This is a genomic window from Janthinobacterium sp. 35, from assembly GCF_002754575.1.
Taxonomy (GTDB): domain Bacteria; phylum Pseudomonadota; class Gammaproteobacteria; order Burkholderiales; family Burkholderiaceae_D; genus Janthinobacterium; species Janthinobacterium tructae.
This window is the reverse complement of record NZ_PEFN01000001.1, coordinates 1,233,225-1,252,750: the sequence shown is the minus strand read 5'-3', so window position 1 is coordinate 1,252,750 and position 19,526 is coordinate 1,233,225. Positions and strand designations below refer to the sequence as shown.

Annotated in this window: 25 protein-coding genes; 15 read left to right on the top strand and 10 right to left on the bottom strand. The window is 63.5% G+C overall.

Features of this window, described 5'->3' with window-relative positions; all coding sequences use genetic code 11:
• Positions 1-154 precede the first annotated feature (154 nt).
• The 4 genes from CLU93_RS05660 (at position 155) to CLU93_RS05645 (ending at position 3,349) form a co-directional block, all read left to right on the top strand.
• Positions 155-1,129, top strand: coding sequence for a beta/gamma crystallin-related protein (locus CLU93_RS05660; protein WP_180287813.1), 975 nt, complete (start codon positions 155-157; stop codon positions 1,127-1,129).
• Between the two features lie 160 nt (positions 1,130-1,289).
• The gene (locus tag CLU93_RS05655; protein ID WP_099760327.1) at positions 1,290-1,982 is read left to right on the top strand and encodes a beta/gamma crystallin-related protein; all 693 of its coding nucleotides are present in this window, start codon (positions 1,290-1,292) and stop codon (positions 1,980-1,982) included.
• 131 nt (positions 1,983-2,113) lie between these two features.
• On the top strand, positions 2,114-3,034 hold the full coding sequence (locus CLU93_RS05650) for a DnaJ C-terminal domain-containing protein (protein ID WP_099760326.1): 921 nt from the start codon (positions 2,114-2,116) through the stop codon (positions 3,032-3,034).
• Positions 3,035-3,037: 3 nt separating this feature from the next.
• Positions 3,038-3,349: a MerR family transcriptional regulator gene (locus tag CLU93_RS05645; protein ID WP_099760325.1), complete on the top strand. Its 312-nt coding sequence runs from the start codon at positions 3,038-3,040 to the stop codon at positions 3,347-3,349.
• Between the two features lie 3 nt (positions 3,350-3,352).
• Here the strand turns inward: CLU93_RS05645 and CLU93_RS05640 are convergent, their stop codons facing one another.
• Together CLU93_RS05640 and CLU93_RS05635 are read right to left on the bottom strand one after the other, a co-directional pair.
• Positions 3,353-3,580 (bottom strand): hypothetical protein, encoded by a 228-nt coding sequence (locus CLU93_RS05640; protein ID WP_099760324.1) that lies wholly within the window; start codon positions 3,578-3,580, stop codon positions 3,353-3,355.
• Positions 3,581-3,712: 132 nt separating this feature from the next.
• Positions 3,713-4,627 (bottom strand): LysR family transcriptional regulator, encoded by a 915-nt coding sequence (locus tag CLU93_RS05635; protein ID WP_099760323.1) that lies wholly within the window; start codon positions 4,625-4,627, stop codon positions 3,713-3,715.
• 134 nt (positions 4,628-4,761) lie between these two features.
• Here CLU93_RS05635 and CLU93_RS05630 point away from each other — a divergent pair, with 134 nt between their 5' ends.
• Together CLU93_RS05630 and CLU93_RS05625 are read left to right on the top strand one after the other, a co-directional pair.
• Entirely contained in the window at positions 4,762-5,367 is a 606-nt protein-coding gene (locus tag CLU93_RS05630; RefSeq protein WP_099760322.1) for an FMN-dependent NADH-azoreductase, read from the top strand.
• A gap of 156 nt (positions 5,368-5,523) precedes the next feature.
• Positions 5,524-6,015, top strand: coding sequence for a nuclear transport factor 2 family protein (locus CLU93_RS05625; protein ID WP_165829325.1), 492 nt, complete (start codon positions 5,524-5,526; stop codon positions 6,013-6,015).
• 17 nt (positions 6,016-6,032) lie between these two features.
• On the opposite strand, the gene CLU93_RS27800 is transcribed toward CLU93_RS05625, so the two are convergent.
• Positions 6,033-6,224, bottom strand: coding sequence for a hypothetical protein (locus CLU93_RS27800; protein WP_133250711.1), 192 nt, complete (start codon positions 6,222-6,224; stop codon positions 6,033-6,035).
• A gap of 140 nt (positions 6,225-6,364) precedes the next feature.
• On the opposite strand from CLU93_RS27800, the gene CLU93_RS05620 reads away from it, so the two are divergent.
• Positions 6,365-6,619, top strand: a complete 255-nt coding sequence (locus CLU93_RS05620; RefSeq protein ID WP_099760320.1) for a hypothetical protein — start codon at positions 6,365-6,367, stop codon at positions 6,617-6,619.
• On the opposite strand, the gene CLU93_RS05615 is transcribed toward CLU93_RS05620, so the two are convergent.
• The gene (locus CLU93_RS05615; protein ID WP_099760319.1) at positions 6,601-6,840 is read right to left on the bottom strand and encodes a TIGR02450 family Trp-rich protein; all 240 of its coding nucleotides are present in this window, start codon (positions 6,838-6,840) and stop codon (positions 6,601-6,603) included. The two genes, CLU93_RS05620 and CLU93_RS05615, sit on opposite strands and share 19 nt — an antisense overlap.
• Before the next feature lie 71 nt (positions 6,841-6,911).
• Between CLU93_RS05615 and CLU93_RS05610 the strand changes: the two genes are divergently transcribed.
• Together CLU93_RS05610 and pncB are read left to right on the top strand one after the other, a co-directional pair.
• Positions 6,912-7,775, top strand: a complete 864-nt coding sequence (locus CLU93_RS05610; protein ID WP_099760318.1) for a cysteine hydrolase — start codon at positions 6,912-6,914, stop codon at positions 7,773-7,775.
• Positions 7,776-7,852: 77 nt separating this feature from the next.
• Complete coding sequence (gene pncB / locus CLU93_RS05605) at positions 7,853-9,043, top strand: nicotinate phosphoribosyltransferase (RefSeq protein WP_099760317.1); 1,191 nt, start codon at positions 7,853-7,855, stop codon at positions 9,041-9,043.
• A 42-nt stretch (positions 9,044-9,085) separates the two neighbouring features.
• On the opposite strand, the gene CLU93_RS05600 is transcribed toward pncB, so the two are convergent.
• Together CLU93_RS05600 and CLU93_RS05595 are read right to left on the bottom strand one after the other, a co-directional pair.
• Positions 9,086-9,385, bottom strand: coding sequence for an antibiotic biosynthesis monooxygenase family protein (locus CLU93_RS05600; RefSeq protein ID WP_096234226.1), 300 nt, complete (start codon positions 9,383-9,385; stop codon positions 9,086-9,088).
• A 66-nt stretch (positions 9,386-9,451) separates the two neighbouring features.
• Complete coding sequence (locus CLU93_RS05595) at positions 9,452-9,778, bottom strand: hypothetical protein (RefSeq protein ID WP_099760316.1); 327 nt, start codon at positions 9,776-9,778, stop codon at positions 9,452-9,454.
• A gap of 171 nt (positions 9,779-9,949) precedes the next feature.
• Between CLU93_RS05595 and CLU93_RS05590 the strand changes: the two genes are divergently transcribed.
• The 4 genes from CLU93_RS05590 to CLU93_RS05575 all read left to right on the top strand — a co-directional run bounded on the left by CLU93_RS05590 (position 9,950) and on the right by CLU93_RS05575 (position 13,365).
• On the top strand, positions 9,950-10,531 hold the full coding sequence (locus CLU93_RS05590) for a DJ-1/PfpI family protein (protein ID WP_099760315.1): 582 nt from the start codon (positions 9,950-9,952) through the stop codon (positions 10,529-10,531).
• A gap of 64 nt (positions 10,532-10,595) precedes the next feature.
• The gene (locus tag CLU93_RS05585; protein WP_099760314.1) at positions 10,596-11,828 is read left to right on the top strand and encodes a GAF domain-containing sensor histidine kinase; all 1,233 of its coding nucleotides are present in this window, start codon (positions 10,596-10,598) and stop codon (positions 11,826-11,828) included.
• Positions 11,829-11,866: 38 nt separating this feature from the next.
• Positions 11,867-12,514: a response regulator gene (locus CLU93_RS05580; RefSeq protein ID WP_099760313.1), complete on the top strand. Its 648-nt coding sequence runs from the start codon at positions 11,867-11,869 to the stop codon at positions 12,512-12,514.
• Between the two features lie 155 nt (positions 12,515-12,669).
• Positions 12,670-13,365 (top strand): Crp/Fnr family transcriptional regulator, encoded by a 696-nt coding sequence (locus CLU93_RS05575; RefSeq protein ID WP_099760312.1) that lies wholly within the window; start codon positions 12,670-12,672, stop codon positions 13,363-13,365.
• Here the strand turns inward: CLU93_RS05575 and CLU93_RS05570 are convergent.
• Positions 13,362-14,552 (bottom strand): MFS transporter, encoded by a 1,191-nt coding sequence (locus CLU93_RS05570; protein ID WP_099760311.1) that lies wholly within the window; start codon positions 14,550-14,552, stop codon positions 13,362-13,364. The genes CLU93_RS05575 and CLU93_RS05570 overlap by 4 nt on opposite strands.
• 90 nt (positions 14,553-14,642) lie before the next feature.
• Here CLU93_RS05570 and CLU93_RS05565 point away from each other — a divergent pair, with 90 nt between their 5' ends.
• Both CLU93_RS05565 and CLU93_RS05560 read left to right on the top strand, forming a co-directional pair.
• Positions 14,643-15,095 carry a winged helix-turn-helix transcriptional regulator gene (locus CLU93_RS05565; RefSeq protein ID WP_099760310.1) on the top strand — a complete coding sequence of 151 codons (453 nt, stop codon included), beginning with the start codon at positions 14,643-14,645 and terminating at the stop codon, positions 15,093-15,095.
• Positions 15,092-16,312 (top strand): D-amino acid dehydrogenase, encoded by a 1,221-nt coding sequence (locus CLU93_RS05560; protein ID WP_099760309.1) that lies wholly within the window; start codon positions 15,092-15,094, stop codon positions 16,310-16,312. Before CLU93_RS05565 ends, CLU93_RS05560 begins: the two co-directional genes overlap by 4 nt.
• Here the strand turns inward: CLU93_RS05560 and CLU93_RS05555 are convergent.
• The 3 genes from CLU93_RS05555 to CLU93_RS05545 form a co-directional block, all read right to left on the bottom strand.
• Positions 16,309-17,388, bottom strand: a complete 1,080-nt coding sequence (locus CLU93_RS05555; RefSeq protein ID WP_099760308.1) for a hypothetical protein — start codon at positions 17,386-17,388, stop codon at positions 16,309-16,311. The two genes, CLU93_RS05560 and CLU93_RS05555, sit on opposite strands and share 4 nt — an antisense overlap.
• Before the next feature lie 69 nt (positions 17,389-17,457).
• Positions 17,458-18,483 (bottom strand): MerR family transcriptional regulator, encoded by a 1,026-nt coding sequence (locus tag CLU93_RS05550; RefSeq protein ID WP_099760307.1) that lies wholly within the window; start codon positions 18,481-18,483, stop codon positions 17,458-17,460.
• 69 nt (positions 18,484-18,552) lie between these two features.
• Positions 18,553-19,464 (bottom strand): LysR family transcriptional regulator, encoded by a 912-nt coding sequence (locus CLU93_RS05545; protein WP_099760306.1) that lies wholly within the window; start codon positions 19,462-19,464, stop codon positions 18,553-18,555.
• Positions 19,465-19,526: the final 62 nt, after the last annotated feature.

The window sequence follows — 19,526 nt, the reverse complement described above, 5'->3', positions numbered from 1 at the left end:
ACTGACAGCAGTTGTCATGTCGATCACTTGCCTTTGCCCTGACCGACTTTGAAAAGCGTCGATGGCCTTCCGCGCGAGCTGGCACTTGTTACAATGGCATCCTGCCCTTTTGGCCAGGCAAATCATCACCAAAGAATGAAGAATGGAGTTAATCATGACGGGCCCTTTCAAACACACGCTGGCATGCGCGGCGACCTTGCTGCTTTCGCTGGGGGCGCATGCAAGCGCCCATGCGGGCGATATCACCTTGTTCGAAGACGACAATTTCCGCGGCCGCGCAGTGAACCTGCGCGAGACGACGGACGATTTGTCGCACATGGGTTTCAATGACAAGGCGTCGAGCATCATGGTACGTTCGGGTACGTGGGATGTGTGCACGGACTCCGGTTTTCGCGGCAATTGCCGTACCCTGGGGCCGGGCGAATACCGCTCGATGCCGGGCATGAACGACGCCATCACGTCGGTGCGCGAATCGGGCCGCGGCGATGGCTACAATCCGGGCCGCCCGGGACGTGATCCAGACCGTGGCAATGGCGGCTATGGCCGTGGCGGCACGCTGGAAGTGTATTCGGGCGCGGGACAGAATGGCGGCTCGGCGCGCCTGAACCGCGATACGGACGATTTCGTCGGCATCGGTTTCAATGACCGCACCACCAGCATCGTCATCCACAACGGCTACTGGCAGCTGTGCAGCGATTCGAACTACCAGGGCATCTGCCGCATCTTCGGCCCCGGCCGCCACGATGACCTGGGGCGTGGCCTCGATGGGCGCGTGTCGTCGGCGCGCATGGTCGACGAGCGCGAAGCGCGTCGCCAACAGCAGTACGATCAACAGTACCAGCGGCCGCAATACGAGCAGCAGCAGCCGCAGTACCAGCAGCGCGGCGCCGTCCTGCTGTTCCCCGAAGCGGGGATGCGCGGCGAACCGCTGGCGCTGGACCGCAATGCGGAAGACCTGGTACGCCACAACTTCAATGACCGCGCCTCGTCCATCGTCGTCAACGAGGGCCAGTGGGAAGTGTGCAGCGATTCGAACTTCCGTGGCCGCTGCGAAGTGATCGGGCCGGGCGAATACGGTCGCCTGAACAACATGGAAAACCAGATTTCCTCGCTGCGCCGCGTGCGCTGATTTTCTCCAGCACACATGCTGACAGGCCGCCTGCCGGGTTGATCCCGCCGGGCGGTTTTTACATTCGCTGCCAAGCGCTGACATTTGCTTGCCCTTTGTTACACTCGCCGCCTGCCGCCTGGACTACACTGGCGAAAATGTAATCAGTATTGGAGTTGTCATGGTTCGATCTTTCCGGCCCGCGCTGCTGTGCGCGGCCACCTTCCTCGCCCCCCTTGCCGCATCCGCGGGCGAAATCACCTTGTTCGAGGACGCCGGTTTCCGCGGTCGCCCCGTCACCCTGCGTTCCGACGCGGGCGATTTGTCGCGCATGGGCTTTAACGACAAGACGTCCAGCGTCATCGTGCGCTCGGGCACCTGGGAAGTGTGCAAGGATGCCAACTACCGGGGCAACTGCCGTACCTTCGGGCCGGGGCGCTACGACAGCATGCCGGGCATGAACGACGCCATTTCCTCCGTGCGCGAAGCGGGACGCCCGGGCCATGGCGGCGGCGACCACCGCCCCGATCACCGTCCCTATCCGCCGCGTCCTCCGCGTCCGGAGCCGGAGCGTCCTCATCCCGATTATCCAGGCCATGGCGGCGGACACCGTCCCGACATGAATGGCGCCGTGCTGATGTTTCCTGACGCCGGCATGCGCGGCCGGCCCGTGCGCCTGGACCGAGAAGTGCGCGACTTGAGCCGCTATGGCTTCAACGACCGCGCCGAATCGATCGTCGTCAATTACGGCCGCTGGGAGTTCTGCGTCGATGCCAACTTCCGTGGTCGCTGCGTGGTGATGGGGCCAGGCAGCTATGGCCGCCTGCACGGTGGCCTCGACCGCCGCATTTCCTCGCTGCGCCGCGTGCGCTAGGCGTTTCGGCCTTCCCTTCCAGCGCCCGCGTGCCTCATGTTTCGCGGGCGCTGTTGTATTGTGCGCACGCTATGTCACAGTCAATTCGTGTACTCTTCCCATAGGCAGTTCAACCATGGGGAGCAAGCACGGTGGAATACAAGGACTACTACAAGGAACTTGGCGTCGAAAAGACGGCGACCGAGGCCGAGATCAAGAAGGCGTACCGCAAGCTGGTACGCAAATACCACCCCGACGTGAGCAAGGAACCGGATGCGGACAAGCGCACCAAGGCCCTGAATGAGGCCTACGGCGTGCTGGGTGACGCGGAAAAGCGCGCCGCCTACGATGAACTGGGCCGCAACCAGGGTGCGCAGGGCCAGCCCTTCCGGCCGCCGCCGGACTGGGGTTCGGGTTACGAATCGTCGGGCGCCGACGACAGCGACTTCTTTGCCGACCTGTTTGCCCACGTGGGCGGGCGCCGCCGCGCCGGCGGCAGTTTCCAGATGCAGGGCGAAGACAGCCACGCCGCCATCACCATCGATTTGCACGACAGCTACCATGGCGCCAAGCGCCACATCGTCATGCGCGTGCCCGAAGCGGACGCGCAAGGCCATGTGGTGACGCGCGAGCGCACGCTCGAAGTGACGATACCGAAAGGCGTCACGGAGGGCCAGCAGCTGCGCATGAAGGGGCAGGGCAATCCCGGCAGCGGCGGCGCGCCCGCTGGCGACTTGTATCTGGAAATCCGCTTTCAGCCCGATGCGCGCTACAAGGTGGAAGGGCGCGACGTGTTCGAGACGGTGCCCGTGACGCCATGGGAAGCGGCGTTGGGCGGCGAAATTGCCGTGCCCACGCCATCGGGCACGGTGGCCGTCACGGTGCCGCCCAATTCGCAGACGGGGCGCAAGCTGCGCCTGAAGGGGCGCGGTATTCCCGCCGCCCAGCCGGGCGACCTGTATCTGCTGCTGGAAGTGGTGCTGCCGCCGGCGAACGATGACAAGGCGCGCGAATTGTATGCAACCATGGCGCGCGAGATGGCTTTCAATCCGCGCCAGAAGCTGGGAGGGTAAATCATGACAAACAAGGTAATTGGCGAACTGCTCGAAGATCGTGCCCTGAGCCTGGAGGAACTGGCGCGCGCCTGCGCCGTGGAGCCGGACTGGGTGGTGCGGCATGTGCAGACGGGCGTGCTGCTGCAAAATGGCCCGCCGGAGGGGCAACTGACGGCCTGGCGCTTTACCAGCCTGGATCTGGTGCGCGCGCGCCGCTTGCACGAAATCGAATCCGTGTTCGATGCGAACGCCGAACTGGCCGCGCTGGTGGTCGATCTGTCGGAAGAAGTGGCGCGCCTGCGCCGCCGCCTGCACGTGCTGGGCGTCGAGTAGCCCTCAGGCCGGCTCGCCGTGCCGCTGCACGGTGATCCTGCCGATATAAAACTGCCCGTCGATGACCACCCGGTGCGGGATGCCGGCCACGTCGAAGCCGGGGCCGCCGTCTTCCATCCATTCCAGCGCCACGCTGTCGAACTGTTGCGGCGTCATGCGCAGCATCTGCGCCGTGATGACGAAGCGCGCGCCAGGTTTCTGTTTGTTGACGAAGTCGTCGATACCGGCCATGGTGAATCTCTTCAAGGTTGTGTCTGAAATCGGGGGCAACCCGTCCCAATGGGACGGGTTGCGATCCCGCAGGGTCTGACCCCAGCAGTTGTTTGGGGCTTGCCCACGCATGATACCTGCCCGCGCGTGCATCTAAAAGACTTGTTCCAGCAGCGGCAGCTGCTCCGCAAAGCGCTCGGTGAGCCACTTGCCCGCCTGCCCGGGCGGCGTGTCGGCGCGCTGGATCAAATAAATCGGATAATTCTCGCCCTTGTCGACGGCCAGCGGCAGGTGCACCAGCCGTCCCTGCGTCAAATCTTCGCGCACCATCGCTTCGGGCATGTTGCCCCAGCCCAGACCCGCGCGCAGCAAGGCGTGCTTGGAACCGAGGTCGCCCAGGCGCCAGTTGCGCAATCCCAGCACGCCGAAATCCTGGCCCTGCGTCAGATCGCTGCGGTCGCTGAGCACCAACTGCACGTGTTCGCGCGCCACGTTGGAGGCGATCGGCCCTGCCAGTTGCGCCAGCGCGTGGCTGGGCGCGGCCACGGGAATCAGGCGCACGTGACCGACGGCCAGGCGCTCGAAGACGCTGGCCGTGGCCGTCATCCAGCCACCGAGGCCGATGTGGCAACTGCCATCCATCACCAGCTGCGCCACGGCGCCCATCGCTTCGATGCGCAGGCGCAGGGCGACGGTGGGGAACTGCGCCTGGAAGGCTTCAAGAACGCGCACCAGCACGCAGGTGGGGAACATCACGTCGACCACCACCGACACTTCCGCCTCCAGCCCGCCGGCCAGCGCCTTGGCGCGCGCGCGCATGCCATCGACTTTCAGGGCCACGGCGCGCGCATCGGCCAGCAGGGCCTTGCCCGCGTCCGTCAGGGTGGGCTTGCGCTTGCCGCGGTCGAGCAGCACCACATTCAGTTGTTCTTCCAGGTTGGCGATGGTGTAGCTGATCACCGATTGCGTGCGGTGCAACTGGCGCGCCGCATGGGCGAAGCCGCCCGCGTCGATGACGGCGACAAACACGCGCAACTGGTCGAGCGAAGGCTGGCCCGGTTCTCTCATGGAAACTCCCTATCTAAAAATTCGATGCTAACCATTGATATTTATACGGTTTCATCGATGGTAGACCCGAACTATGCTGTGTGCAAGGGCTGCGACGTGGCCCATCCCCTCATCCATTTCCACAGGAGCAATTCATGAGCAAGGTCTTGTACATCAATAGCAGCGTGCGCAACAGCGGTTCCCTGTCGCGCCAATTGTCGGGCGAATTCGTCGCGAAACTGGCCGCGCAAGGCGCCAGCGTGGTCGAACGCGACCTGGCCGCGCAGCCCGTGCCGCACCTGACGGAAGAGGTGATGGGCGCCTTCTTCACCCCGGCCGAACAGCGCAGCGCGCAAGCGGTCGCCGCCGTGCAGCTGTCCGATACCCTGGTCGACGAATTGCTGGCCGCCGACGTGCTGGTGCTGGCCGCGCCCATGTACAATTTTTCCGTGCCCTCGACCCTGAAGGCGTGGATCGATCACGTGGCGCGCGCGGGCCGCACGTTCCAGTACACGGCGACGGGGCCCGTCGGCCTGGCCACGGGCAAGAAAGCGCTTATTTTTACGGCCAGCGGCGGTGTCTACAGCGCAGGCCCGGGCGCCGCGTATGACTACCTGAGCACCTATCTGCGCACGGCCCTGGGCTTCATCGGCATCACCGACATCGAGTTCGTGCAGGCCGAAGGCGTGGCCATGGGCGAGGAGGCCGTCGCCAGCGCGATCGCCAAGGGCCGCGCCTCGATCGAAGCCCTGGCCGCCTGAATCAGGCCTTCAGAGGGGTTGCCAATTTACCATGGTTGACATAAGCTTGCCGGCGGCACGCCCCGTGCCAGCCCGGCGAGCGGTTCGCCATGAAAGTCCCTCATGCACAAGTTGGCAAGCGCAGTACTATTCGGATGTTCCCTGCTGGCGGCAGGCATGGCGCCAGCGCACACTGCGCCAGCGGCGCCAGCCCACGTGGGCCGCCACGCCTCCACGCCCGAAGATATGCGCGCCATCGAAAAAGTCGTCGCCGACTTCCAGGCGGCCCTGATCGCCAAGGATGTCAAGCTGCTGTCGTCGCTGATGCTGCACACAAACATCCTGTTCGCCTCGCCGGCAGACGACGGTTTCATCAAGAAAATGCGCGACACGACGGACGTCCACTTCGACGGCGTCGCGGTGGCCGGCTATGTCGGTTTCGCCAACTTCATCCAGCGCGAACCGCAGCGCACGGAAGAAAAATTCTACAACGTCAAGATCACCCAGGACCGCCATGTGGCGTGGGTCAACTTCGACTATGAATTCTTCGTCGGCGACACATTGTCCAACTATGGCGTGGAAGCGTGGCAAATGGTCAAGCGCGATGGCGAATGGAAAATCCTCAGCGTCGTCTGGTCCATGCATGCCGCCGCCGAGGCAGGGAAATAGGTGCCAGCCACGCCGCGTCAGTCGCGCGGTAGTGCGCGGATTTCCAGCGTGCTACCCGCGTTCAGTACAGTGTTGCCCTGCAATAATTTTTTCGCATCGTCTATACTTTCGGCTTGCACAAGTAGATAGCCCGACAAGTGTGCCTGCACCGGCCTGGCCGTTGCAAGCAGATGCTTGTGTGTCGTCATGCATGCAGATGATGTCGTCATTCATCCTTTTCTCCTGTGCCGCGTGTTAAAAAGAGAGCCGAATTGAGTATCCTGAGCAATCGCGAGCGCATGGTTTTACCCTCACCGCGTCAGTCCGTAGAGACAAGCTGTCCGGCCATGTCATTTTTGGAGCGCACATCGTGCCGATAAAGTATGTTGATTTTTATGAAGTGAATTACACGGCAGAGCGCTTGCGGGGCTGCAAACTATGGGGCGCGTACGTCGCCATCTATGCCCCCTCGTCCAACCCCATGCACCGGGTGAATCTGCTGCGCAAGCGCCGGGTGTCGGCCGACCACCCGTTTACCACGGAAGCGGACGCCATGGCGGAAGCGGGCGAGGTGGCCGTCAAGCTGGTCGAGCGGCGCCGGCGCCGCTATGTCTTCCATCCCTGATGCCATTGCGCCGCGTCCTGCAGCGCGCGCCATGGCAGGAGCTGCACGCGGCCGGAATGCACGGCCTCCAGCGCCACGTGCGTGACGGGCTCATCGGGCGTGGCGGCTGCGCATAGCTTGATGACGAGGAAGTGTTTTTCCTTGTTGGCTGGCGTGACGGCCGTCCATTTGCTGTTGAGTAATTTGTTCGGACGCAAGTTGTTGCGCTTTAGAAGGTTCATGGCGGCTCCCGGATTGGCGTGATGGTGATGTTGCCATTATCATGCAATACCCGCCACGCACGAGGAATGCCATGAAACGCCAGCTGCACCTGCTCGTCATCGACCCGCAAAACGATTTTTGCGATTTACCTCCCTCTTGGCTGCCGCAGGATGCGGCGCCGGCCCTGCCCGTGCCCGGCGCCCACGCCGACATGCTGCGCGTGGCGCAGCTGATCCGTGAAGGGGGCGGCGGGCTGACGCAGATCAGCGTGACCCTCGACGCCCACCACCGCTACGACATCGCCCATCCCGCCTTCTGGCGCACGGGCGATGGCGGCCCCGTTGCGCCATTTACGCAGATCAGCGCGCAGCAGGTGCGCGACCGCCTGTTTCTGCCCGCCGCCAGCGGCGCCTTGCCGCGTGTGCTGGCCTACCTCGATGCCTTGCAGCAAGCGGGGCGCTATCAATTGATGGTGTGGCCCGTGCATTGCGAGATCGGCAGCTGGGGCCAGAATATCCACGCGGCCGTGCGCGCCGCCTACAACGCATGGGAAGTGGCCAACTTGCAAGTGGTGGCCAAGCTGAGCAAGGGTTCCAATCCGTGGACCGAGCATTACTCGGCCGTCATGGCGGAAGTGCCCGATCCTCAGGATGCGGCCACCCAGCTGAACCGCGCCTTCCTCGATACCCTGCTGCCGGCGCAGCAGATGTATGTCACGGGCGAGGCGGGCAGCCACTGCGTGAAAGCCAGCACGGAACATATCGCCGACTATCTGCAAGCGCAGCAAGGCAAGCCGGCCCTGGCGCGCCTGGTGCTGCTGACGGACTGCATGAGCCCCGTCACGGGTTTCGCAGCGCAGCAGCGCGACTTCCTGGCCGCCATGCACGAGCGCGGCGCGCGGCTGGCCACGTCCGCCGAGGTCTTGCCCGAGTTGCTGGCCAATGCGCTGGCCTGAGCCATTGTTGAGCGTGCCCTGCTGAAATGCTTGCGGTGGCGTACTATTCTGGCTTCAGGAAGTTGGAGAAAACACACATGACCCCGATAGTGCGCAGTTTGCTGGAAACCGATCTGTATAAATTTACAATGTGGCAAGCATTGCTGCACGGTCATCCGAATACCCATACCGAATACGAATTTGTCTGCCGCAACGCCACCGCCTTTCCCCTGGCCGAGCTGAAGGGCGAGCTGGAAGAACAGCTCGACCACCTGTGCTCGATGTCGTTTGCCGACGACGAGCTGGCCTATTTGCGTACCCTGCGCTTCATGAAGAGCGATTTCGTCGACTTTTTGACGGTGTTCCGCTTCCAGCGCAAGTTCATCGACGTCAGCACGGACGGTGACACCCTGCTGGTGCACGCGGCCGGGCCGCAGGTGCACGTGATGGGTTTCGAGATTTTCGTGCTGTACATCATCAATGAACTGTATTTCCGCCGCTTCGACCACGATGCGGCCATGCGCGAAGGGCGCCACCGCCTGGGCTTGAAAGTGGCGGCCGTCAAGGAATTCGGCAAGCTGCCGCGGCGTAAGCACCCGTTTGAATTTTCCGACTTCGGCGTACGCCGGCGCTTTTCCGGCGCCTGGCACGACGAAGTGGTGCAACGGCTGGCGCATGAGGTACCCGAATATTTCAAGGGCACGTCGAATGTGTACCTGGCGAAAAAGCTCGGTATCGTGCCGATCGGCACCATGGCGCATGAATACATGCAGTCATTCCAGTCCTTCGGCGTGCGCTTGCGCGACTTTCAAAAGGCGGCCCTGGAAGACTGGGTGCAGGAATACCGCGGCGACCTGGGCATCGCCCTGACCGACGTGGTGGGCATGGATGCCTTTTTGGCCGACTTTGACCTGTATTTCGCCAAGCTGTTCGACGGCTTGCGCCACGATTCGGGCGACCCCGTCGAATGGGGAGAGAAGGCGCTGGCCCATTACGCGGCCCTGCGCATCGACGCCAATACCAAGCGCCTGGTGTTTTCCGACGGCCTGGACCTGGACAAGGCCTTCGCCCTGTACCGGCATTTCGCCGACCGCATCATGACGGGTTTCGGCATCGGCACCAATCTGACCAACGACGTGGGTTTGACGCCGCTCAACATCGTCATGAAACTGGTGCGCTGCAATGGCCAGTCGGTGGCGAAATTGTCGGATTCGCCGGGCAAGACCTTGTGCAAGGATGAAACCTTCCTCGCGTATTTGCGCCAGGTGTTTCACCATCCGGCAGTATAGGATGCCGGCGCGGGCGTTAACAGCCAGCGCCGCCCGTCCGTATCAGAAACCCGTGACCACCGTGTTCATGTGCTCGACCTGGGGCGGGGCGGCAAAGAATTCACCGACCAGACCGCGCCAGGCCTGGAAGTCGTCGCTGCCGCGGAAATGCACGGTGTGGTCTTCCAGGGTGCTCCAGCCGACCACCAGGCGGTAGGCATCGCCATTTTCGATCGAGCGCTCCAGGCGCATCGATTCGCAGCCGCGCGCGCGCTGGAACAGGGGCACGGCTTTGGCGACGGCCGCTTCGAAGGCGTCATGCGTGGCTGATTTGATCTGGATGTGGGCAATTTCATAAATCATGGCAAGTTCCACTGTGGAATGAAGGAAGCTCGATCTTGCCATAGTTTGTCCGCGCAGGGGAGGGTGTCAGCCCGCCAGCGCGTGTTTGCCGGCACCGGTGTCTGCACGCCTGGCCGTGCGCTGTTCGATATCGCAGCCGTTGCAGGCCTGCACGATGGCGTGCGCCCGTTCGCGCTCTTGTGGCGTGCCGATGGCCACGACGAGGCGGAACATGCCGCGCCACGCGGCCTTGCCCTGTATGGGCACGGCTTCGTCGTCGACTGTGTCGAGCTGCACGGCGTGCGCGGCGAAGCCAGCGTCGAACAGGGCGCTGCGGGCCTGCTGCGCATCGCTGAAATGGTCGAAGATACGGACCAGGGCGGGTGAAAGTAGGGGGCTGGTGGCGGTGTGCATGGCCAGGCTTTCAGGGAGGGGTATCCGAGTTTGACCTGCGAGCCTGCAAGAAATTCTGTCTCAGCCTGTAAAATCCTCGATCAAGGCGCGAAAATTTGATAAATATCCAGTATGGTCGCCAAGTCGCGCTAAGATACGCCTTGCGCGATCAATCTTTCATAGGAGAACTAAATGGCAGCGAAGAAAATTCTGTTTTTGACCGGCGATTTTGCAGAAGATTATGAAACGATGGTGCCATTCCAGGCCCTGCTGATGCTCGGTCATACCGTGCATGCCGTTTGTCCCGGCAAGAAAAGCGGCGAGACGATCAAGACGGCCATCCACGATTTCGAGGGCGACCAGACCTACACGGAAAAGCCGGGCCATTTGTTCACCCTGAACGCCAGCTTCGACGAGATCGATCCGGCCGACTATGACGCGGTGATGATCGCCGGCGGCCGCGCGCCTGAATACCTGCGCCTGAACGAGAAAGTCATCGCCGCCGTACGCCATTTTGCCAATGCGGGCAAGCCGGTCGCCGCCGTGTGCCACGGCGCGCAATTGCTGGCCGCCGCCGATGTCATCCGTGGCAAGCGCATTTCCGCCTATCCTGCCTGCGCGCCGGAAGTGAAATTGGCGGGCGGCACGTATGCCGACATCGCCGTCACGGACGCCGTCACCGATGGCCAGTTCGTCACGGCCCCCGCCTGGCCCGCGCATCCGGCCTGGCTGGCGCAGTTCGTCAAGCTGCTCGGCACCGAGATCCGTTTGTAACCTTTGTTTGTCCGGCAGGCCGCAGCGCTTGCCGGGCGCCCCACTTTTCAGATTCGAGTTCTTCATGCATGCGCCGCGCAGTCAACCTTCCCGCAAACAACTTCCAGCGTCGCGCTGGCGCCAGCGCCGCCTGGCGCAAGCCGCATCGGGCCTGAGCGCCGCGCAGGAACGTCAACTGGCGACCCTGCATGAGATTTCCACCCTGCTGGCGGGACAGCACGCCATCGATGCGCTATGCCGTGGCTTCCTGCACCACGTGATGCAGTTCGCGCAAGCCGAAGGCGGTACCGTGCGCATCCTCGATCCGCAGAACGATACCGTGCACATCATCGTGCATGAGGGCATTTCGGACGCCATGGTGGAAGAGGAACATTGCATCCGCAATAACGATTGCCTGTGCGGCGCTGCCGTGGCGCAGGGCGTGATCCAGATCCGCGATTTCCGCCAGGTCGAAGCGCTGCAGCGCTTCCGCTGCCAGGACGAAGGTTTTGTTGCCATCGCCGTCTTTCCCATCCTCGCGCGCGACCAGGTGGTGGGCAGTTTTTCGCTGCACTTCGCGGGCCCGCAAGCGGTGCATGCGCAGCAGCAGGGCTGGCTGGAAACGCTGGGCCAGAGCCTGGGCATTGCCATCGAGAACCAGCGCCTGATCGCGCGCGAAAAGGAATTTGCCGTCGCGCGCGAACGCAGCCTGCTGGCCGAAGGCTTGCATGACAGCATTGCGCAAAGCCTCAATTTCATCAGCCTGCAAGTCCAGATGCTCGACGATTCCGTGCGCCGGGGCCAGCTCGACGAAGCGGCCGAGGTGCTGCCGCTGATGCGCATGGGCGTCGAACAAAGCTACCAGGATGTGCGCGAATTGCTGGTCAATTTCCGCACGCGCTGGCATGGCAGCGACCTGGAAAGCAAACTGTCCGAAGTGCTGGCCAAGTTCGAGCTGCAGACGGGCGTCGCCGGCACCCTGGACATGAGCGGCAATGGCGCGCCGCTGGCGCCGGAGCAGCAGTTGCAGATCCTGTTCATCGTGCAGGAAGCACTGTCGAATATCCGCAAGCACGCGCAGGCGAGCAACGTGGCCCTGCGCGTGGTCAACGGGCGCGATTTTGCGCTGCAGGTGCGCGACGATGGCGAAGGCTTCGCCGCCAACCTGCGCGACAAGAAAACGGAATTGCAGATCGGCTTGCGTATCATGCAGGAACGGGCCGAGCGGCTCGGTGCGCAATTTGCCATCGACAGCACGCCCGGCGGCGGCACGACGATCTCGCTGGCCTTGCCGGCAGCCCGGCGCCAGGCCGCGTAACAGAAGATTCATTCTTACCAGGTAAAAGATACAAATACGTGAACGCTCCAATCAAAATCCTGCTGGTCGACGACCACACCTTGCTGCGCAGCGGCGTCAAGCTGCTGTTGCAGCGCAATCCTCTATTCCAGGTGGTGGGCGAGGCATCGAACGGACTCGACGGCGTGCGCCTGACGGCCGAGCTGCTGCCCGACGTGGTGCTGATGGACTTGAACATGCCCGGCGTGACGGGCGTCGAAGCGCTGCAACTGATCTTGCAGGACATGCCGCAGATGGTGGTGCTGATGCTGACCGTGTCGGAAAACGCGGCCGACCTGGGCGCGGCCCTGCGCGCGGGCGCACGTGGCTACTTGCTGAAAAATATAGAAGCCGAGCAGCTGGGCCAGGCCATCTGCCGCGCCGCCGCCGGTGAGTCCGTGATTGCCGACGCCATGACGGCCAAGCTGGTGTCGCAGTTCCGCGCGGGGCAGAACGCGCCCCAGGCCGACTACGACAAATTGACGCCGCGCGAACGCGAAGCCATGGCTTGCCTGGCGCAAGGGCTGAGCAACAAGGAAATCGCGCGCCAGCTGGATGTGGCCGAAAGCACGGTGAAAATCCACGTGCAAAACATCCTCAAAAAGCTTAAGCTCAGCAGCCGCGTGCAGATCGCCGTCTACGCCGTCGAGCGTGAGTTAAGCAAATAAAGATCAAACAAAGCGCAAATAGTTCGCAAGGAATGCGCGATTGTTTGATCTGCATGGCGTTCCGGCCTAGACAACCCTAGTTCCTTTGACGTATGGCCTTGACGATGCCTGCGCATTACACTCTTAGTCATTCGCTAATCTAATAAGAGAGTGTCATGCATAAGGTCAACGTCGATGGCTTGCTATCGAGCCAGGCTCTGTTCCGCCATATTTCCCCTTCGCAATTAGAACAATTGCGCCAGGATGTCGTGCGCGTCGAAGTGGAAAAAGGCAAAGTGCTGTTCCGCAAGGGCGAAGTGCCGGAAGGCGCCTATGTGGTGGTCTTCGGCCTCGTCAAGCTGAGCGTGTTTTCCATGGAAGGCACCGACAAGGTACTGGAACTGATCCGTCCGGGCCAGAGCTTCGGCGAAGCCATGATTTTCCTCGATGAACCGTACCCGTTCTGCGCCGAAGCGCTGGAGCACTGCCTGCTGCTGCGCATCCCGCCGCACGCGCTGCTGCGCCTGCTGGACCAGTCGCCGCGTATCGCACGCCAGATGATGAACAGCCTGTCGCACCACCTGATGGGTTTTATCCGCAACGTGGAACGCTGCTCCGTGCAAAACGCCACCCAGCGCGTGGTCGAGTACCTGTTGCAGGCATCGGACCAGCAGCGTTCGAACGAGGTCAAGCTGGACTTGAAGAAAAGTCTGCTGGCATCGTTCCTGAACCTGGCGCCCGCCACCCTGTCACGCGTGCTGCACCAGTTGACGGACTTGCACCTGATTAAAGTCAGCGGTTCGCTGATCCAGATCCAGCCCGACGCATTGAAAACGTATCGCCACGGCTCCGCCACGGCGCTCTTGAACTAAGTTTTTTCAGCAGGTAAGGTCAGCCGCCAGAACAGCAGGGCGAGCAAGCTGACCGCCGCGCCCAGCGCGCATACCGCATGCCAGCCCGCCAGCGCATACGCGCTGGTGGCGGCAATCGCACCCACACCGCTTCCCACCGCATAAAACAGCATGTAGCACGCCACCAGGCGGCTGTGCGCGTCGCTGTCGTCCTTGAAAATCAGGCTCTGGTTCGTTACGTGGATGGCCTGGCCCGCCAGGTCCAGCGCGATGATGCCGATGACCAGGGGCCACAGGGCCGTGCCGGCAAAGCCGAGTGGCAGCCAAGCGGCCAGCAGCAATAGCAGCGCCGCGCCCGTCGTCCACTGCGCGCGGCCCTTGTCAGCCAGTGCCCCGGCGCGCGCCGCGCCCAGCGCACCGATCACGCCGACCAGGCCAAACGCGCCGATGGCCGTGTGCGTATAGCCTTGCTCAGTCAGTGGCAGCACCAGGGCGCTCCAGAAAATATTGAAGACGGCAAACATCAGCAGGGCCAGCATGCCGCGCACGCGCAGCACCTTGTTGTGCAGCAGCATGTCCAGCATGGAAGCGAGCAGCGCGCCATAGGCGAGCCGTTGACTTGCCGGCTGCGCCGGCGGCAGCTTGCGCCACAGCAGCAACAGCAGGGCGCAGGCGATGGCCGCCGAGACGAAATACACGGCGCGCCAGTCGGCCAGATCGGCCACCACGCCGGACAGGGTGCGCGCCAGCAGCAAGCCGATCACCACGCCGCCCTGCGCCATGCCGACGACGCGGCCCCGCTCGTGGCTGGCCGCCGCGCTGGCCGCATAGGCGATCAAGCCCTGCGTCATGGCCGTGCCCAGCAAGCCCACCAGCAGCATGCCACCCAGCAAGGCGGCCGTGGAACGGGCGCAGCCCAGCGCCGCCAGGGTGATGGCAAGCAAGCCCAGCTGGAACAGGGTCAGGCGGCGCCGGTTCAGCATGTCGCCCAGGGGCACCAGCAGCAGCAGGGCCAGCGCGCAGCCGAGCTGCGTGGCCGTGATGACCATGCCGCTGGCGGCGTCCGTCATGCCGAATTCATGCGCCAGGGTGGCGAGTAAAGGCTGGGCGTAATACACATTGGCCACGCTGAGGCCGGCTGCGCAGGCGAACAGCCAGACGAGGGTAGGGGGGAGGGCTGTCGTGAGGGGAGGGTTTGTGTCGCGCATGGGTTAGTCCATAAGTGGTTTCAAATTAAAACCAGTTGGAGTCTACGCCGGGAAGTTTTAAAATGCAACCAGTCAATCAAGGAGACACCCGTGGCCAAGCGCAAGAGCCTGAAAACCGACCCCTGTCCCGTGGCGCGCGCGCTCGACGTGATCGGCGAGCGCTGGTCGCTCTTGATCGTGCGCGACGCCTTCGACGGCATGCGCAGGTTCGGGGAATTCCAGAAAAGCCTGGGCGTGGCGAAGAACATCCTGGCCGACCGCCTGCACACGCTGGTGGAGGAGGGCATTTTTACCATCGCGCCCGCGTCGGACGGCACGGCCTACCAGGAATATGTGCTCACGCAAAAGGGGCTGGCGCTGTTTCCTGTCGTGGTCGGCTTGCGCCAGTGGAGCGAGGCGCAATTGTTTGAACCAGGCGAGGCGCACTCCACCCTGCTGCAGCGCGGCTCGGGCTTGCCCGTGCGCAGGGTGGACGTGCTGGCCGAGGATGGCCGCGTCTTGCAGGCGGGCGATACCGTCGTGCACAAGGTGTCGCCACTATGACGCGCGTGGCTGTGCTCGGCGCCGGCATCACGGGCGTCACCACCGCGTATGCGCTGGCGAAACGTGGCGTTAATGTCACCCTGATCGAGCGCCACCGCTATGCGGCCATGGAAACGTCGTATGCGAATGGCGGGCAATTGTCGGCCTCGCACGCGGAAGTGTGGAACCACAAGGCGACGCTATGGAACGCGCTGAAATGGATGGCGCGGCGCGATGCACCGCTGCTGCTCAATCCGACTCCCGGCTGGCACAAGCTGAACTGGTTTGCGGAGTTTCTCGCCGCCATGCCGGACTACGAGCGCAACACCATCGCCACGGCGCGCATGGCGATTGCCGCGCGCGAACACTTGTTTGCGTGGGCGCAAGCGGAAAACATCGCATTCGATCATCGCCGCGCCGGCATTCTGCATGTCTACCGCGACCAGCGCGGCTTCGAGCGGGCGGCCGGCGTATCGCGCCTGCTGGCCCGGGGCGGTCTTGAGCGGCGCGCCGTGAGCTTGCTGGAAATGCGCGCCATCGAACCTGCATTGCATGGTGATTTTTACGGCGGCTACTACACGGACAGCGATTCCACGGGCGACATCCACAAATTTACCAGCGGCCTGGCCGACGCCTGCGTGCGCCTGGGCGTGGCGTGCCGCTATGGTGCACAGGTGACGGCGCTGGCGCGCGAGCACGGCAAGGTGCGCGTTAGCGTGGGAGACGGCGTGGGCGAGGACAGCGTGCTGTTCGACGCCGTCGTCATCTGCGCGGGCACGGCCAGCCGCGCCATGGCGGCAATGTTGGGCGACTACGTGAATGTGTATCCCGTGAAAGGCTATTCGATCACCGTGCAGCTCGATGATGCCGCCAGCCGGGCGGCGGCGCCCAAGGTCAGCCTGCTCGACGATGCCACCAAGCTGGTCAGCAGCCGCCTCGGTGAAGACCGGCTCAGAGTGGCGGGCACGGCGGAATTCAATGGATTCAATGACGATATCCGCGCCGACCGCATCCGCCCGCTGCTGGCATGGGTCGAGCAATGTTTTCCTGAGGTGAGTACGCGCAAGGTGATCCCGTGGGCGGGTTTGCGTCCCATGCTGCCGGCCATGCTGCCGAAGGTGGGGCCGGGCAAGGCGCCGGGCGTGTACTACAACACGGGCCACGGCCACCTGGGCTGGACCCTGGCGGCCGCGACGGCGGAGATGGTGGCCATGATGGTGGACAAGGCGGGCGCCTAGTTCTTCGGCAGCAAATCGCTGAGCGCGGCGCGGCCTTTGACGGTGAGGAAGGGACCGACCTTGCTGTAGGGCAGTAAAAAATCGTTTTCGCAGCCGCTGCCGTTGGAGTCTTCCCAGAACGACACGCCTTCGGGTTTCAGTGACAGGTGGAAGCGGCCGTGGCCGTCGTAATCCGTGCCCTTGCATTCGGCGTCGATTGTCACATTCTTGAAGAGGGCCTGGCGCAGGCGGTCCGGCAATTCGGCCTTGTCGTCACCATCGCTGGCGCTGGCGCCAAACCAGTTCCACACGTCCGTTTCCTGGCCCGTTTTCACGTCCCAGGTGCGGAAGCGGATGGAGATGCCGCTGGCGCCATAGCCGGCCGGCCAGCGGTAAAATTTGAGCGTCACCCAGCGTGGCGACCAGTAGGTGGGCTCCGCATACACTTCGTCTTCCGTCGTGAAACCGTTGCGGCCCAGATACTCGCGGCGCGTGGCATAGAAATCGGCCAGATCCTGTTTGTTCTTCGCCAGCACGGCGCGCAGTTGCGCGTTGATTTTCGCCACGCCATCGCCAGGCGCGATCAATTCCACCGTGATGCTGTCGCCCACTTGCAGGTTGCGGTATTGCTTGCCTTCGAAGGCAATGGGTTTGCTGACCTTTGTGCCGGGAAAGTCTTCCAGCGCCAGGTTGTAGGCATCGCTGGCGCAGGATGGATGGTCGCGGTCGCCCACCGCTTCCAGCAGGGTCAAGGCCAGGGGCAGGGTCTTGCCGCTTTTCGGCTCCGTCCAGGTGCCGGTGAGCTTGCCGCCCTGCGGTGCATTGAGTTTCCACGTGCCCGTGGTATCGCCCTTGGCATCGGATTCGCTCCAGTCGCTCTTGCCGTTCGGCATGGACAGCATGATCGGGGTCTTGTAGCGCGTGTAGTAGTAATTGCCGCTGCGGTCAGCTCCTTGCGTGGGACTGGGCTGGTTGACGCAAGCCACGATATTCGCCTTGCCCAGCGTGCCCTGCCATACCCCTTGCACGGGCGGTTCGGCCGCCATGGCGATATGCAAGGCGGGCAGGGTCAGGCAGGCTAGCAGAAAGCGGCGCATCGGGTTTTCCTGTGATTGGCGATGGCCGATTCTACATGGCCACCGCCTGGATATGCCGCACGCCAACTTTTACGCTGGCTTTTCCTGCGCCACCACGGCCATCGCCGCACCCAGGTACTGCAGCATGGCGGCGTCGACGAAGCTGCCTTCCATCAAACGCGGTTCCTGCTGGTGCGCCTGGCGAAATTTCAGCTGCGTGGCCGGGTCCGTGCCCGCATACGCGCGGAACAGCTCCAGCCACTGCCGCGCCAGTTGCAGCACGGCCGGGTCGGTGGGCGGCGTGCGCGCATCGATGGCGGCGCGCACGGCGGCGATCAGGGCCGGCCACTCGCCCGAACGCTTGCCGTAATTGGCGGCCAGGTGCGCATATTCCTGCTCATCGAGGAAAGGCCGGTACAGCGCGATGCGCGAGGCATTGCAGGCGGCGATGATGAATTGCATCAAGTCCGCATCGATGCTGGTCGTCGCCTGCATCGACGGCTCCTGCGCGTGCATGTCGTTCAGCCGCGCGAACAGGCCAGGGTGGGCGCCCGTGTCGCGCACCAGCTTGACCATCCATTCGGTGGCCAGCGCCTGCGCATCGTCGGGGCTGGCGCCCGCGTCTTTGACGGCGCGCACTCTTGCTACCAGTGCCTTCCATTCCTGTTCCACGGCCGCGTCTGACAGCAGCGGCAGTTGTTGCAGTTCTTCGGGGCTAAAGTATTTGTCGTACATGGTCATCAACTCCATTGTGGTGAGCCACTCGGCCAGTTCCGGCGCCTGCCCTTGCGCCAGTTGCGTCTGCAGGGTGCGCAGGCGTGCGCGCAAGGTGGAAGCCTGCGCGATCTGGCGTTCCAGCATGGCGATCTGCTGCGCCACGATGGAGGAGAGCGGTAGATCCGGCCCGGCGAGTGCGTTGGCGATAGCGGCCAGCGACAGCCCGAACTTGCGCAGCGCCATGATCCGGTGCAAGCGGTCCATGTCGCCATGCTGGTACAGGCGGTAGCCAGCGGGTGTGCGCGCCGAAGGCGAGAGCAGGCCGATGCTGTCGTAGTGGTGCAGGGTGCGGATGGTCAGGCCCGTGAGCCTGGCCAGTTCACCGATTTTCAACAGCATGGCGTACTCCTTTCCTGGTGCGTACGGACAGCATCGACCATGACGTTACGTCAGGGTCAAGCCGTATTTTTATCTGATTGTCAGCCGCTGCCGCAATTCCTGCAGCAGGGTGCCCGTTTTCGGCGTCAGCTGGCGCGCCAGCGGCCAGGCCAGGTACAGGGGCAAGCCTGGCGTGGCCAGCTGCGGCAGGATGGCCACGATGGTGCCCGTGGCCAGGTGTTCCTGCACCAACCAGGTGGCCAGCTGCGCCACCCCCAGGCCCGCCAGCACGGCGGCCGTGCGCGCTTCCGCGTCGCCCACCGTCATGCGTGGCGACGCCAGGCGGTATTCCACCTGTCCGCCGTTATCGCCGGGGAAGAGCCAGGGCATGGGCGAGCCGTCGCCGCGACCATAGGCGATGCAGTCGTGCTGCTCCAGATCTGCGATGGACGCGGGCGTGCCGCGCAGCGCCAGGTAGGCGGGCGCCGCGCACAGGATCAGCTGCTCGTCGCCCAGGTGCATCTGCCCCAGCGCGGCCGGCCAGTGCGAGGGCGCGCCGATGCGCACGGCGATATCGATGCGCTCCTCGAACAGGTCGACGAAGCGGTCGCTGAAGGCGATCGACGGCTGCAGGCGCGGATATTTTTCGCACAGGTCAATCAGCGCCGGCATCACGCGCAGCCGGCCATACGCTGCGGGCACGCCGATACGCACCTTGCCCGTCAGTTCCGTCGCGTGTTCGGCCAGCACGTCTTCCGCGTCCGCCAGTTCCTGCAGCACGCGCTTGCAGGTGGCGTAATAGGCGCGGCCAGCGTCGCTCAGTTTCAGCCGGCGCGTGCTGCGCTCGAACAGCAGCACGCCCAGCCGCTCTTCGAGGCGCGCCACGCTCTTGCTGACGGCCGAGCTGCTCAGGTGCAGGCGTTCGGCCGCCTTGGTAAAACTGCCCGCGTCGGCCGTGGCGAGGAAGGGCGTGAGGCCCTTTAAATGTTCCGATGAAAACATGATCCGCGAATTTTTTTCATGAATAATGTGAAATAGTATCGCGGATAAGAATTTCAGTCGCG

Coding starts and splice junctions, on each gene's coding strand:
- CLU93_RS05610 (WP_099760318.1), top strand. CDS start 6,912: ATGAAACGCCAGCTGCACCTGCTCGTCATCGACCCGCAAAACGATTTT.
- CLU93_RS05570 (WP_099760311.1), bottom strand. CDS start 14,552: ATGCGCGACACAAACCCTCCCCTCACGACAGCCCTCCCCCCTACCCTC.
- CLU93_RS05615 (WP_099760319.1), bottom strand. CDS start 6,840: ATGAACCTTCTAAAGCGCAACAACTTGCGTCCGAACAAATTACTCAAC.
- CLU93_RS05600 (WP_096234226.1), bottom strand. CDS start 9,385: ATGATTTATGAAATTGCCCACATCCAGATCAAATCAGCCACGCATGAC.
- CLU93_RS05590 (WP_099760315.1), top strand. CDS start 9,950: ATGGCAGCGAAGAAAATTCTGTTTTTGACCGGCGATTTTGCAGAAGAT.
- CLU93_RS05645 (WP_099760325.1), top strand. CDS start 3,038: ATGACAAACAAGGTAATTGGCGAACTGCTCGAAGATCGTGCCCTGAGC.
- CLU93_RS05655 (WP_099760327.1), top strand. CDS start 1,290: ATGGTTCGATCTTTCCGGCCCGCGCTGCTGTGCGCGGCCACCTTCCTC.
- pncB (WP_099760317.1), top strand. CDS start 7,853: ATGACCCCGATAGTGCGCAGTTTGCTGGAAACCGATCTGTATAAATTT.
- CLU93_RS05595 (WP_099760316.1), bottom strand. CDS start 9,778: ATGCACACCGCCACCAGCCCCCTACTTTCACCCGCCCTGGTCCGTATC.
- CLU93_RS05585 (WP_099760314.1), top strand. CDS start 10,596: ATGCATGCGCCGCGCAGTCAACCTTCCCGCAAACAACTTCCAGCGTCG.
- CLU93_RS05555 (WP_099760308.1), bottom strand. CDS start 17,388: ATGCGCCGCTTTCTGCTAGCCTGCCTGACCCTGCCCGCCTTGCATATC.
- CLU93_RS05575 (WP_099760312.1), top strand. CDS start 12,670: ATGCATAAGGTCAACGTCGATGGCTTGCTATCGAGCCAGGCTCTGTTC.
- CLU93_RS27800 (WP_133250711.1), bottom strand. CDS start 6,224: ATGACGACATCATCTGCATGCATGACGACACACAAGCATCTGCTTGCA.
- CLU93_RS05550 (WP_099760307.1), bottom strand. CDS start 18,483: ATGCTGTTGAAAATCGGTGAACTGGCCAGGCTCACGGGCCTGACCATC.
- CLU93_RS05545 (WP_099760306.1), bottom strand. CDS start 19,464: ATGTTTTCATCGGAACATTTAAAGGGCCTCACGCCCTTCCTCGCCACG.
- CLU93_RS05640 (WP_099760324.1), bottom strand. CDS start 3,580: ATGGCCGGTATCGACGACTTCGTCAACAAACAGAAACCTGGCGCGCGC.
- CLU93_RS05625 (WP_165829325.1), top strand. CDS start 5,524: ATGGCGCCAGCGCACACTGCGCCAGCGGCGCCAGCCCACGTGGGCCGC.
- CLU93_RS05630 (WP_099760322.1), top strand. CDS start 4,762: ATGAGCAAGGTCTTGTACATCAATAGCAGCGTGCGCAACAGCGGTTCC.
- CLU93_RS05635 (WP_099760323.1), bottom strand. CDS start 4,627: ATGAGAGAACCGGGCCAGCCTTCGCTCGACCAGTTGCGCGTGTTTGTC.
- CLU93_RS05560 (WP_099760309.1), top strand. CDS start 15,092: ATGACGCGCGTGGCTGTGCTCGGCGCCGGCATCACGGGCGTCACCACC.
- CLU93_RS05660 (WP_180287813.1), top strand. CDS start 155: ATGACGGGCCCTTTCAAACACACGCTGGCATGCGCGGCGACCTTGCTG.